Consider the following 13,013-nt stretch of genomic DNA (forward strand, 5'->3'; position numbering starts at 1 on the left):
AAGTATATTTGTCTTTTAATCAAGTTTGTTATACTTTATGGAAAACAAGCTTTAACTACTTAACTTTATGGAACCAAAATCAAAACAGGATAAGGAAATTCAAAAAATTGAAAAAATTACGGGATTTTTGTTACCGAATAAATTTAAAATAATTGGCTTGATGTTATTTATTATTTCAATCATTTCGATGGTTAGTGTTTCAATTTATTTAGAAAAAATTAAATACAATGACTTTCTGGTGCGGATTGCCGAGACAGGATTGGTTTTAGGATTACTTTTAATTTCAATTTCCAAAGAAAAAATTGAAGATGAGTTGGTTTTAAAACTCCGATTGCAATCTTATAATTATGCTGTTATAGCTACAGTTTTGGTTTATTTACTATTACCCTTTTTTAACTATGCTATTGTATTTAGTTTTTCATCTGCCCCTAAAATGGAAGGAAATAAAGATATTCCCCTTTTAGCAATGTTACTTACTTTCCAGATTATTACTCTCAAGTCTTTAAAAAAAGCATACAATGAGAAATAAGCTAAAAGTTGAACGCGCTATTTTGAATTTAACCCAAGAGGAACTCGCGGAGAAAATAGGCGTTTCCAGGCAAACGATAAATTCAATTGAGACGAATCGCTTTGTGCCATCAACAGTTCTGGCATTAAAATTATCAAGGTTGTTTGGAAAATCAGTTAATGATTTTTTCGAATTAGACGATGATGATAAGTAAGGGTTAAATACTTCAAATTCTTAAGAAATTCTATTAAATACAAAGTCTTTAAAAACAAGTATACTTTATAAAATTCAACATAAATTAAAATTCAAAAAGTCAAAATCGCTGGACGTTTTAAAAGAAGTTTTTGCTTAAAATAGAATGTTGTCGGACTTATGATGAATTTTATCGAATTCTCTAATCAATTTTATCTATTTTCTCTCATCTTTTCTTTCTTTTATTCAAAATTCCTTACTTTCGCACCTCGATTTAGAAAAGGATAAAATGAGCACAAAATTTACTGAATACAAAGGACTTGACTTACCAACTATGGCGTCAGAAGTTCTGGATTTTTGGAAGAAAGAAAATATATTCGAGAAAAGCGTAACCACTCGTGAAGGTAACACCCCATTCGTGTTTTTTGAAGGGCCACCGTCAGCAAATGGATTACCGGGAATTCACCACGTAATGGCACGTGCTATTAAAGATATTTTTTGCAGATATAAAACTCAAAAAGGGTTCCAAGTAAAGCGTAAAGCAGGCTGGGATACCCATGGTTTGCCAGTGGAATTAGGTACCGAAGCCGCATTAGGAATTACCAAAGAAGATATTGGAAAAACCATTTCCATCGAAGAATACAACGAAGCGTGTAAAAAAACCGTGATGCGTTACACGGACGTATGGAATGATTTGACGGAAAAAATGGGGTATTGGGTAGATATGGAAGATCCGTATGTGACCTATAAATCCAAATACATGGAGACGGTTTGGTGGATTTTGAAACAAATCTACAACAAGGACTTGATGTACAAAGGCTACACCATTCAGCCGTATTCTCCTAAAGCAGGAACAGGATTATCATCGCATGAAGTGAACCAGCCGGGAAGTTACCGAGATGTTACGGATACTACGGTTGTGGCACAATTTAAAGTGATTGACGCGCACAAAGAGTTGTTGTTCTCAAAGTTTTACGATTACATCAGTTCAAACAATTTACTGCATTATAAGTTAGAAGCTTTGGATTTAGACGAAGTTTTCATCTTGGCTTGGACTACCACACCTTGGACTTTACCAAGTAATACGGCTTTGACTGTAGGTCCAAAAATTGAATATGCTTTAGTAAAAACATTCAATCAATATACGTTTCGTCCGGCAACATTGATTTTGGCTAAGAATTTAGTTGGAAAACAATTCGGGAAAGGGTTCTTTGAAAGTTTAGATGCTGCTGATTTTGAAAATTTCAAAGAAGGAGACAAGAAAATTCCATATCAGGTTTTGGCGGAATGCAAAGGAGCTGATTTAGTGGGTATTCGTTATGAACAATTAATGCCATTGGTACTTCCGTTTCAAAATGCGGAGAATGCATTTCGAGTGATTGCAGGTGATTTTGTTACAACGGAAGATGGAACAGGAATTGTACATACGTCACCTACATTTGGTGCCGATGACGCAAAAGTAGCTAAAGAAGCATCACCAGAAATCCCGCCAATGTTGGTTCTGGACGAAAATGGAAATCCGGTTCCGTTAGTAGATTTACAAGGAAAATTTACTTCGCACGTGGGTGAATATGCCGGTAAATATGTAAAAAACGAATATTATACCGATGGTGAAGCGCCAGAACGTTCGGTAGATGTTGAAATCGCCATTCGATTAAAAGAAGAAAACAAAGCGTTCAAAGTTGAGAAATATGTACACAGTTATCCACATTGCTGGAGAACAGATAAACCCATTTTATATTATCCATTGGATTCCTGGTTTATAAAAATCACAGAAGTAAGAGATAGAATGTTCGATTTGAACGAAACCATCAACTGGAAACCAAAAGCTACTGGTGAAGGCCGTTTTGGGAATTGGTTGAAAAATGCCAATGATTGGAATTTATCCCGATCTAGATTCTGGGGAATTCCACTACCAATTTGGAGAACCGAAGAAGGTGCAGAAGAAATTCTAATAGGTTCGGTCGAAGAATTATACAACGAAATAGAAAAATCAATCACTGCTGGCTTCCAAAAAGAAAATCCGTTTAAAGGCTTCGAAATTGGAAATATGGCCGAATCAAATTATGATTTGGTTGATTTACATAAAAATGTAGTGGATGAAATTGTTTTGGTTTCTCCTTCTGGAAAACCGATGACTCGGGAAGCTGATTTAATTGATGTTTGGTTTGATTCAGGTTCCATGCCGTATGCACAATGGCATTATCCTTTTGAAAATAAAGATAAAATTGACCAAAACAAAGATTTTCCTGCTGATTTTATCGCAGAAGGAGTCGATCAAACGCGTGGCTGGTTTTACACCTTGCATGCCATAGGAACATTAGTTTTTGATAAAGTAGCCTATAAAAATGTAGTTTCAAACGGATTGGTTTTGGACAAAAACGGACAAAAAATGTCCAAACGTTTAGGAAATGCCGCAGATCCTTTTGAAACATTAAAAGAATACGGTCCAGATGCGACACGCTGGTACATGATATCGAATGCGAATCCTTGGGACAACTTGAAATTTGATTTAGAAGGAATCGCTGAGGTTCGTAGAAAATTTTTCGGGACATTATACAACACCTATTCATTCTTTAGTTTATATGCTAATATTGACGGTTTTAAATTTGAAGAAGAGGAGATTCCAGTGAACGAAAGACCGGAAATTGACCAGTGGATTATCTCAGAATTGAATACGTTGATTAAAGAAGTAGATGGTTTTTATGCGGATTACGAACCAACAAAAGCGGCTCGTGCCATCTCTGAATTTGTTCAGGAAAACTTGAGTAACTGGTACGTTCGTTTGTGCAGAAGACGTTTCTGGAAAGGAGAATATGCACAGGACAAAATCGCTGCTTATCAAACTTTGTATACTTGTTTGTTGACCATAAGTAAACTCGGTGCACCTATTGCTCCGTTCTTCATGGACAAACTTTACAGAGACTTAACATTAACAACACGGTCAGAAAAGTACGACAGTGTACATTTGGCAGAGTTCCCAATTTCGGTTGAAAACTATGTTAATAAAATGTTAGAGAGTAAAATGGAGAAAGCGCAAACCATTTCATCACTGGTTTTATCACTCCGAAAAAAGGAAATGATAAAGGTGCGTCAACCTTTGCAAAAGGTAATGATTCCGGTACTTGACAACAATCAAAGAGCTGAAATTGAAGCCATTTCTGAGCTCATAAAAGCTGAAGTAAACGTGAAAGAAATCGTACTTTTGGATGATGCTTCGGGTATTTTAGTAAAACAGATTAAACCTAATTTTAAAGCGCTCGGGCCCCGTTTTGGAAAGGATATGGGCTTGATTTCTAAGGAAATACAAGGTTTTTCGAAGGAGCAAATTGCTCAATTAGATAAGGAAGGGAGCTTGGATGTAGTTATTGCAGGAAATAACGTAACTTTAACCGTAGAAGATGTAGAAATTACGTCACAAGATATTGAAGGTTGGCTGGTCGCCAACTCAAATGGAATAACGGTTGCGCTTGACATTACAATTTCAGAACCCTTGAAACAAGAGGGTATTGCTAGAGAATTGGTTAACAGAATTCAGAATATCCGTAAAGATTCTGGATTTGAAGTGACGGATAAAATCAAGGTTCAATTGAAAAGAAATGGACTCTTGGAAGAAGCGATTCTTAAAAATGAAGACTACATTAAATCGGAAACTTTAACGAGTGATTTAGTTTTTGTTGATGTTTTAGAATTGGGTACTGAAATAGAATTTGACGAAATAAAAACAATGATATTAATTTCAAAATAATCGAATATGGTAGATGAAGCTACAAGGTACTCTGACGCAGATTTAGCAGAGTTCAAAGTGATAATACTGAGCAAAATACAAAAAGCACAAGCCGATTTAGATTTGATTAAAAGTGCTTATATGAATGATTTGAATAATGGTACCGATGATACATCTCCAACATTCAAAGCGTTCGAAGAAGGTAGTGAAACCATGTCAAAAGAGGCAAACTCACAACTGGCGATTCGTCAGGAGAAGTTTATTCGTGATTTGAAAAACGCCCTATTCCGTGTAGAGAATAAGACCTACGGCGTTTGTAAAGTGACCGGAAAATTGATAGGGAAAGAAAGATTAAAAATCGTTCCTCATGCTACCATGAGTATTGAAGCAAAGAACTTGCAACGATAAACCTTCTGTTAAACAAGAATTAACGCTCCATTGGGAGCGTTTTTTTTGATTAAATTGCTATTTTTGCGCCATTAAAATTTATAAAATGTCATTACGAAAAGCGTATCTCCTTATTTTTATCTTATTGCTTGTTGATCAAGTTTCTAAAATTTATATCAAAACCAACTTTATTTTAGGAGAAGAAGTAGAAGTCTTCAGATGGTTCAAAATTCTATTCATTGAAAATGAGGGAATGGCCTGGGGAACTAAAATTCCGGGAACTTATGGTAAATTGTTCCTGACGCTTTTTAGATTAGTGGCCGTAGGCGGAATTGGATATTGGTTGTGGGATTCTGTGGAGAAAAAACACAGCTCAAATTACTTAATTGTAGCAATATCTTTAATTTTTGCTGGTGCTCTTGGTAATATTATTGATTCTGTTTTTTACGGCGTTATTTTTGACGACAGTCAACAACAATTGGCTACCTTATTCTCAGACCAACCTTATGGAACTTGGTTTCATGGTCAAGTAGTAGATATGTTTTACTTCCCTTTTTGGCACGGAACTTTACCAAGTTGGTTGCCAATTTGGGGAGGAAGAGAATTCACTTTTTTCAACGCCATCTTCAATATTGCCGATATGGCAATTTCTACCGGAGTTGGAATCTTGATTTTCTTTAATAAAAAAGCATTTCATCACGATTAGATTCAACGTTTTTTACAACATACAAAAAAGACCTGTTCATGATTTGAACAGGTCTTTTTCAGTTAATTTTTATTATGTCCCGGTGCGTAACGTTTTGCGCTTTTTCCACCGTATATTTTTTTAGCCTGACCTGGTGGAAGTCTTTTAGCTTTGTAGGTAGATCTGCTCGTTCCAGTGTGAATGCTGCAGTTTGAAAAGGAAACTGCAAAAAGAAGTACCATGATGCTTACAGCTACCCTTGAATTTTTAAATGTTCTCATAACTTGATTAAATTTTATCTGGTGCGAAAGTACAGATTAAAAGTTAAAACGAGTACACTCTATCTGGAGTAACACAATAATTTAGTGCTATGTCACCCTCAAAAATACCTTCAATCAGTTCTTCAGCTTCAAAAAATGAAAGACCTATTTTGATGGCATCCGGTTTGCATTCGGATAGAAATTTATCATAAAATCCTTTGCCATAACCCACACGATGTCCTTTTTTGTCGAATGTTAGAAGGGGGACAAATACAACGTCGATTTTAGTTGACGGAATTTCTATTCCATCGACAGGCTCGGGGATATTATATTCATTTTTCTTGATTTTTGTGTTGTCTGTCAGAAGAAAATGACTCATGTTTCTCGTCGAAAAATCACTTTTAGAAATAATAATGTCCTTGTCTTTTCCAGAAAGCAAGTGTAAAATAAATTCGGTGTTGACTTCTTTGTGTTCAGAAATGGGCAGGAAAATATGAAAATAGTTTTTCTCCCAAATCGGAATGGTAAGCAGTTTATTGGCAACAGCCAAGCTCATTTCTTCCACTTCATCTTCCGAAAGGTTTTGTCGAAGATTTTTGTACTTTAATCTTAATTCTTTTTTAGTGCTTTGCATTTAAAATGGTCTTTGAAATATGATAAATGGCATCGCCCTGATACACAATTGGAGCTTGGTTTCCGTTGATGATAAACCCGTCATTTGGAGCTTTTATTTTGCGTTCAAATTTTCCAAATGGATCTGTTATTGTTGCCAATACAGTACCTTTTGTGACAAATAAACCTATAAAACCGTTGTCGTGCAGTAAGCCTGAGCATTTTGCACGGATCCAGGCTGATTTTTGAATGTAAATGGTCTTTTTTTCTGGACTCTGGACAACATGATTCTCAGCTAACATGTTAAGATGTGATAGAATGCGTTTAGCGCCTTCGACCCCAGCATGGGCTACCGGATAATCGATATTTAGTGATTTTCCACCTTCAAAAAGGAGCATTTTTACATCTAGCTTTTGACTGGCATTTCTAAAACTTCCAGCTATATTATTAGAAAACAAAGTGAAGGGAGCATTAAAGACATCGGCTAAATCTTTAAGCGCATCGTTATTTGGAGCTAACCTGATTTGCGGAGCATTAAATCGACTGGCGCCACCAGCATGAAAATCAACGGCATAATCTATAATTGGCATTATTTCAGTTAGAATGTGATACGCAAATCGACTTGCTAAAGAACCTTTTTTGCTTCCTGGAAAAACTCTGTTCAAGTCTCTGCCGTCCGGGAATTCCCTAGATTGATTTACAAAACCAAACATATTAATTACGGGAATACAGATGATAGTGCCTGTTTTTGGCTTATTTATTTTTTTGGTGATTAGCTGCCTTACAATTTCAACTCCATTTATTTCATCTCCGTGAATTCCTGCTGAAAAGAGTATGGTAGGTCCTTCAATTTTTGAACGTTGAACAACTATAGGGATTTTAAGTTTTGTAGCATTGTGTAGTTTCGCAATTTCCATGTAAATAGTTTTACTTTGTCCAGGCAAAATAGATTCTCCTAATATACTTATGGTTTTTGAGTTTTTCATATTGAATTAAAAGCTAAAAATAGAAATAATTATTTTGAATTCGTAAATTTGAAACGAAATAAGTAACGGTTTGTAAAATTAACAGCCTTGCTAAGGAAAGTCGCATAAAACGACACTTTTTTTGAAATAAATAAACCATGCAAAACCCAACTCTTGAACTTCAAATCCAAACTTTACCAGACAATCCTGGCGTATACCAGTATTATGATAAGGAAGGGAAAATTTTATATGTGGGCAAAGCCAAAAATCTAAAAAAAAGAGTTTCCTCTTATTTCAATAAAATTCACGATACGGCCAAAACCAATGTACTCGTAAAGAAAATTGTAACCATTAGACACATCGTTGTTCCTACGGAAACTGATGCACTTTTGTTAGAAAATAACCTGATAAAAACCCTGCAACCGCGCTATAATGTATTGCTGCGAGATGACAAAAGTTATCCTTGGTTGTGTATTAAGAAAGAACCTTTTTCCCGAATTTTTGCCACACGCAGAATGGTTAAAGATGGATCGGAATATTTTGGGCCGTATACCAGTTTCAAAACCGTAAGTACTATTCTGGATCTGATTAAAGAGTTATATCCGCTTCGAACTTGTAATTATGATTTGAGTAAAAGCAATATTGAAAGTGGGAAATTCAAGGTTTGTCTCGAATACCATATTGGCAATTGCATGGGGCCTTGTGAAGGTCATGAGACTTTGGAAAATTACCAAAAACAAGTAGATGCGATTCGGGAAATCTTAAAAGGGAACTTCAAAGAAAGTATGAAGGATTTTAAAAGGGTCATGACGAATCTGGCAACCGATATGCATTTTGAAGAAGCACAAAAAATTAAAGAAAAAATTGAAATTTTAGAAAATTACCAATCCCGATCCACGATTGTCAATCCAAAAATTACCAACATCGATGTGTTTTCAATTGTCTCGGATGAAAGTGCGGCATACGTAAACTTTTTGCAAATTTCCCACGGTTCGATTATTCGTTCTCATACGATGGAAATTAAAAAGAAATTGGATGAAAGTGACGAAGAATTACTAGAATTGGCGATAATAGAACTGAGAGAACGTTTTCAATTATTGTCTCGAGAGGTGATTGTTCCGTTTCATGTGGATTTGGGCGAAAACATCAAAATTACAATCCCGCAATTGGGAGATAAAAAACAAATTCTGGACTTGTCCGTTCGCAACGCTAAGTTTTACCGAATCGAACAGCTCAAACAACTGCAAATTGTAGATCCGGATCGCCATACCAAAAGAATTATGGCACAAATGCAGAAAGACTTGCGGTTACCTGTCGAGCCAAGACACATAGAATGTTTTGACAACTCGAATATTCAAGGTACGAATCCAGTCGCTGCTTGTGTAGTTTTCAAAGATGGAAAACCAAGCAAGAAAGATTACCGTCATTTTAATATTAAAACGGTTGAGGGACCAGATGATTTTGCTTCGATGACCGAAGTAGTGTATAGAAGATACAAACGATTATTGGAAGAAGAACAGCCTTTGCCTCAATTGATTATTATTGATGGAGGAAAAGGGCAATTATCATCCGCGTTGAAGAGTATAGATGCATTGGGTTTAAGAGGTAAAATCACCGTTATTGGGATTGCCAAAAGGTTAGAAGAGCTATTCTATCCTGGCGATTCTGTTCCGTTATATTTGGATAAAAGATCGGAGACCTTAAAAATAATTCAACAATTACGAAACGAGGCACACCGTTTTGGGATCACGCATCACCGCGATAAAAGGAGTAAAACGGCATTGAATTCGTCGATTGAGTCAATTCCGGGAATTGGAGAAAAAACAATGTTGGCTTTGATTCAGCACTTTAAAAGTGTTAAAAGATTAAAATCAGCAACAGAAAAAGAAATTTCGGACGTTATAGGTATATCAAAAGCCAAAAAAATTGTCGAATTTTACAAGACAACAAATGAAATTTAATACTACCTAATTCTGCTACGAGACAAATTGCTGCTTATGAAGAAAATCGCATTATTATTGATTGTTTTTACCAGTCTGACGGTATTTTCGCAAGAGCAAAAAAGACCTAAAATAGGTTTAGTTTTAAGTGGTGGTGGTGCAAAGGGATTTGCTCATATAGGTGTTTTAAAAGTATTAGAAGAAGCAGGAGTCAAGATCGATTACATTGGCGGGACCAGTATGGGTGCAGTTGTTGGGGGTCTTTATGCTTCGGGCTATAACGCTGCCCAAATCGATTCTATTTTTCAAAATACAAATTTCAATGAGCTCCTAAACGATTTTATTCCCAGATCTTCAAAGAATTTTTATGAGCGCAGAAATGATGAGCTGTATGCTTTAGTTTTACCGTTTAACAAAATGAAAATTGGGATTCCGGAAGCTTTGTCTAAAGGGATGTACAATTATAATTTACTAAGTAGGATTACCAGAAACGTACGGGATGTTAAGGATTTTAACCAACTGTCCATTCCTTTTTTGTGTATTGCCACCAATGTTGAAACCGGTGAAGAAGTACTTTTGAACAAAGGGAATTTGGCTCAGGCTATGATAGCTAGTTCTGCTTTCCCCTCTTTATTTTCCCCTGTGGAAATTAATGGAAAAATTTTGGTAGATGGTGGAGTAGTCAATAATTATCCCATTGAAGAGGTACGAAAACTAGGCGCAGACATCATTATAGGTGTTGACGTTCAAGATGGTTTACTAGATCGAACGCAGCTTAAAGATGCTACTAAAATTTTAGTGCAAATCACCAATCTTCATTCTATAGAACGAATGACGAAAAATATTGCGAATACGGATATTTACATAAAACCCGATATTTCACAATATGGCGTGATTTCATTTGATAAAGGCAAAGAAATAATTAAAAAAGGAGAAGAGGCTACATTTGCTGTTTTTGAGGAGCTAAAAAAACTAGTTGATGAATCGAATCCTTACATCAAGCCTGAACTGAAGCTACATTCTGATAGCCTACAAATTAGTGCTATAAACAGCAATGATTTAGATAATTATACGAAAGAATATATCAGCGGAAAATTAAGATTTAAGCCAGGAGCAAAAATTGTTTATGATGACTTGTTGAAAGGGATTAATAATATAAATGCCTCACAAAATTTTAGCGCTATCTCTTATTCCTTGGAAACTATTCAAGAAGCGGTAGACTTAAATATTAATTTAAAGGAAAACGAAACAAAGACTTATCTGAAATTCGGAATGCACTATGATAACTTGTTTAAAAGCGGTATACTAGTAAATTTAACTCGTAAAAAAACACTTTTTAAAAATGACATCGCCTCTTTGGATGTTATTTTGGGAGACAATTTCAGATACAATTTAGATTATTACATTGAAAACGGATTTAATTTGAGTTTTGGTTTTAAATCACATTACAACCAGTTTAATAGAAATGTAGCAAAAGAAATTAGCAATATCGCTTTTAATAATCCCAATATCAACGCTGTTAATGTTGATTTTAGCGACATGACCAATCAAGTGTATTTCCAGTCATTGTTTGTTCAGAAATTTTTGATTGGAGGTGGCGTGGAGCTCAAATATTTAAAGATAAAATCGGAAACATTGGCCAATGTGAATCCAACAATTGACAATAGTAACTATTTAAGTCTTTTTGGTTATTTGAAATTTGATTCTTTTGATAACAAATATTTTCCCAAAAAAGGGTGGTATTTTGCAGGTGATGTGCAATCCTATTTGGTTTCTTCTAACTATACTGGCGATTTTCAACCGTTCTCTATTGCTAAAGGGGACTTTGCAGTAGCAGCAACTTTATTTAAAAATGCCACTGTCAAATTCCAAACTGATGCAGGTTTTTCTTTTGGTCAGGAAAGTGTTACTTTTTTCAACTTTATTTTGGGCGGTTACGGATACAATCCACTTAATAATTTCAAATATTTTTATGGGTATGATTATTTGAGTTTGGCGGCTAATAGTTATATAAAATCAACAGGCACGGTCGATTATGAGTTTTATAAAAAGAATCACATCAACTTTTCAGCAAATTTTGCTAATATTGGAGATCGAATTTTTGAGACCGTGGATTGGATTTCTATTCCAAAATATTCTGGATATGCCGTTGGATACGGTTTAGAAACGGTAATTGGACCAATAGAAATAAAATATTCGTGGTCCCCAGAACAGCCTAAAGGATTTACCTGGTTTAGTATTGGCTTTTTGTTTTAAATATAATTTATTTCAATAATAATTCCGATATTTGTTATAATGAAAACAAAATGGCTAGGTTTATTAGAGTATCTTCAATTCCTTATCAAGAGAAATCCGGAATAAGGACTCTTTTTTTTGATTTAGCATAGCACTTAATAAAGTAATCTAAACTTTAATTTGTTACACTTTTAAACAAAAAATCATGCCTTTATATCATAAATTAGGGATTTTCCCCCAAAAAAGACACACACAATTTGAAAAACCAAACGGCGGTTTGTACTACGAACAACTCTTTGGGACTGAAGGTTTTCACGGTCATTCGTCATTGTTGTATCACGTTCACAGACCAACACAGGTAAAGGAGATTCTAAAATCTTATTCGGTTGAACCTAAAATTGCCATTGGAAAAAACATCAAATCATTGCTGCTTAAAGGTTTTGAACTAAAGCCCGAAGATGATTTTCTAGACAGCCGCAAAGCCATGCTAGTCAATAATGATTGTACAATAGGATTAGCCGCTCCAAGACAATCATTACGCAACTATTTCTATAAAAATGCCGATGCTGATGAAATGATTTTCATCCATAAGGGAAAAGGGAAATTGCGCACTATGATGGGAAATATTCCTTTTGAATATGGGGATTACTTGATTATTCCTCGCGGAATGATTTACCAAATTGATTTTGAAACTTCGGAAAACAGATTGTTTTACGTCGAATCCTTTGCGCCTTTTTACACGCCAAAACGGTATAAAAACGAATCAGGGCAACATTTAGAGCATTCTCCTTTTTGCGAACGCGATTTTATTTTGCCAAACGAGTTAGAGACACACGATGAAAAAGGGGATTTCCTGATCAAAATCAAGAAGGAAGGAATGATGCATGAAGTGGTTTATGCCACGCATCCTTTTGACGTTGTGGGTTGGGACGGTTACAATTTTCCTTATGGATTTAGCATTCATAATTTTGAGCCTATAACGGGGCGCGTTCATCAGCCGCCACCGGTACATCAAACCTTTGAAACGGCAACTTTTGTGGTTTGTTCTTTTGTTCCAAGGTTGTACGATTACCATCCAAAATCTATTCCAGCACCATACAATCATAGCAATATCGACAGTGATGAGGTTTTGTATTATGTAGATGGCGATTTTATGAGTCGTAATAATATTGAGCAAGGTCACATTACATTGCACCCAAAGGGGATTCCACACGGACCCGCACCGGGAGCCATGGAACGCAGTATAGGTCATACAGAAACGCACGAATTAGCCGTAATGGTCGATACGTTTCGCCCGCTGATGGTCACCGAAGAAGCGATGGGAATAGACGATGGTCAGTACTATAAATCTTGGGTGGAATAAGTCATTGCGAGGAGCGAAGCAATCGCATTACAATTGTCAACCTGAGCGTAGTCGAAGGAAGGAGCTATTTCCTGCTGTTCGCTTTATCTTTTCCTGGCTAAAGAAGCCAGAAAAAGGTAATTGCGAGAGCAATTCGATC

The 13,013-nt window shown here is 35.7% G+C and carries 11 protein-coding genes; 8 read left to right on the forward strand and 3 right to left on the reverse strand.

Going from position 1 to position 13,013, the window contains the following annotated elements; translation table 11 throughout:
• Window positions 1-67: 67 nt before the first annotated feature.
• From BLS90_RS00225 to BLS90_RS00245, 5 genes are all read left to right on the forward strand, one after another.
• Window positions 68-529, forward strand: a complete 462-nt coding sequence (locus tag BLS90_RS00225) for a hypothetical protein (RefSeq protein ID WP_091253567.1) — start codon at window positions 68-70, stop codon at window positions 527-529.
• On the forward strand, window positions 519-722 hold the full coding sequence (locus BLS90_RS00230; RefSeq protein ID WP_091253568.1) for a helix-turn-helix transcriptional regulator: 204 nt from the start codon (window positions 519-521) through the stop codon (window positions 720-722). The genes BLS90_RS00225 and BLS90_RS00230 overlap by 11 nt, the downstream gene beginning before the upstream one ends.
• A gap of 267 nt (window positions 723-989) precedes the next feature.
• A complete protein-coding gene (gene ileS / locus BLS90_RS00235) occupies window positions 990-4,448 on the forward strand; it encodes an isoleucine--tRNA ligase (RefSeq protein ID WP_091253571.1) in 3,459 nt (1,152 codons plus the stop codon).
• 6 nt (window positions 4,449-4,454) lie between these two features.
• Window positions 4,455-4,835: a TraR/DksA family transcriptional regulator gene (locus BLS90_RS00240; protein ID WP_073352844.1), complete on the forward strand. Its 381-nt coding sequence runs from the start codon at window positions 4,455-4,457 to the stop codon at window positions 4,833-4,835.
• Between the two features lie 85 nt (window positions 4,836-4,920).
• The gene (locus BLS90_RS00245; protein ID WP_091253574.1) at window positions 4,921-5,520 is read left to right on the forward strand and encodes a lipoprotein signal peptidase; all 600 of its coding nucleotides are present in this window, start codon (window positions 4,921-4,923) and stop codon (window positions 5,518-5,520) included.
• Window positions 5,521-5,582: 62 nt separating this feature from the next.
• Here BLS90_RS00245 and BLS90_RS00250 read toward each other — a convergent pair whose 3' ends face one another.
• From BLS90_RS00250 to BLS90_RS00260, 3 genes are read right to left on the reverse strand one after another with little or no spacing between them, the layout of a single operon-like run.
• Complete coding sequence (locus BLS90_RS00250) at window positions 5,583-5,780, reverse strand: hypothetical protein (protein WP_073352846.1); 198 nt, start codon at window positions 5,778-5,780, stop codon at window positions 5,583-5,585.
• A 43-nt stretch (window positions 5,781-5,823) separates the two neighbouring features.
• Window positions 5,824-6,393, reverse strand: coding sequence for a 5-formyltetrahydrofolate cyclo-ligase (locus BLS90_RS00255; protein WP_091253577.1), 570 nt, complete (start codon window positions 6,391-6,393; stop codon window positions 5,824-5,826).
• Complete coding sequence (locus BLS90_RS00260) at window positions 6,380-7,357, reverse strand: succinylglutamate desuccinylase/aspartoacylase family protein (protein ID WP_091253580.1); 978 nt, start codon at window positions 7,355-7,357, stop codon at window positions 6,380-6,382. Before BLS90_RS00260 ends, BLS90_RS00255 begins: the two co-directional genes overlap by 14 nt.
• A gap of 137 nt (window positions 7,358-7,494) precedes the next feature.
• Between BLS90_RS00260 and uvrC the strand changes: the two genes are divergently transcribed.
• From uvrC to BLS90_RS00275, 3 genes are all read left to right on the forward strand, one after another.
• Window positions 7,495-9,297: an excinuclease ABC subunit UvrC gene (uvrC, locus tag BLS90_RS00265; protein WP_091253584.1), complete on the forward strand. Its 1,803-nt coding sequence runs from the start codon at window positions 7,495-7,497 to the stop codon at window positions 9,295-9,297.
• Between the two features lie 36 nt (window positions 9,298-9,333).
• Complete coding sequence (locus tag BLS90_RS00270; protein ID WP_091253588.1) at window positions 9,334-11,532, forward strand: patatin-like phospholipase family protein; 2,199 nt, start codon at window positions 9,334-9,336, stop codon at window positions 11,530-11,532.
• A 184-nt stretch (window positions 11,533-11,716) separates the two neighbouring features.
• Window positions 11,717-12,874: a homogentisate 1,2-dioxygenase gene (locus BLS90_RS00275; protein ID WP_091253591.1), complete on the forward strand. Its 1,158-nt coding sequence runs from the start codon at window positions 11,717-11,719 to the stop codon at window positions 12,872-12,874.
• Window positions 12,875-13,013: the final 139 nt, after the last annotated feature.

Source organism: Flavobacterium omnivorum (assembly GCF_900099915.1).
In the GTDB taxonomy this organism is placed as follows: domain Bacteria; phylum Bacteroidota; class Bacteroidia; order Flavobacteriales; family Flavobacteriaceae; genus Flavobacterium; species Flavobacterium omnivorum.

Bases quoted from the DNA above. Each gene is read 5' to 3' on its own strand.
- BLS90_RS00245 (WP_091253574.1), top strand. From the start codon at position 4,921: ATGTCATTACGAAAAGCGTATCTCCTTATTTTTATCTTATTGCTTGTT.
- BLS90_RS00240 (WP_073352844.1), top strand. From the start codon at position 4,455: ATGGTAGATGAAGCTACAAGGTACTCTGACGCAGATTTAGCAGAGTTC.
- uvrC (WP_091253584.1), top strand. From the start codon at position 7,495: ATGCAAAACCCAACTCTTGAACTTCAAATCCAAACTTTACCAGACAAT.
- BLS90_RS00230 (WP_091253568.1), top strand. From the start codon at position 519: ATGAGAAATAAGCTAAAAGTTGAACGCGCTATTTTGAATTTAACCCAA.
- ileS (WP_091253571.1), top strand. From the start codon at position 990: ATGAGCACAAAATTTACTGAATACAAAGGACTTGACTTACCAACTATG.
- BLS90_RS00225 (WP_091253567.1), top strand. From the start codon at position 68: ATGGAACCAAAATCAAAACAGGATAAGGAAATTCAAAAAATTGAAAAA.
- BLS90_RS00255 (WP_091253577.1), bottom strand. From the start codon at position 6,393: ATGCAAAGCACTAAAAAAGAATTAAGATTAAAGTACAAAAATCTTCGA.
- BLS90_RS00275 (WP_091253591.1), top strand. From the start codon at position 11,717: ATGCCTTTATATCATAAATTAGGGATTTTCCCCCAAAAAAGACACACA.
- BLS90_RS00250 (WP_073352846.1), bottom strand. From the start codon at position 5,780: ATGAGAACATTTAAAAATTCAAGGGTAGCTGTAAGCATCATGGTACTT.
- BLS90_RS00260 (WP_091253580.1), bottom strand. From the start codon at position 7,357: ATGAAAAACTCAAAAACCATAAGTATATTAGGAGAATCTATTTTGCCT.
- BLS90_RS00270 (WP_091253588.1), top strand. From the start codon at position 9,334: ATGAAGAAAATCGCATTATTATTGATTGTTTTTACCAGTCTGACGGTA.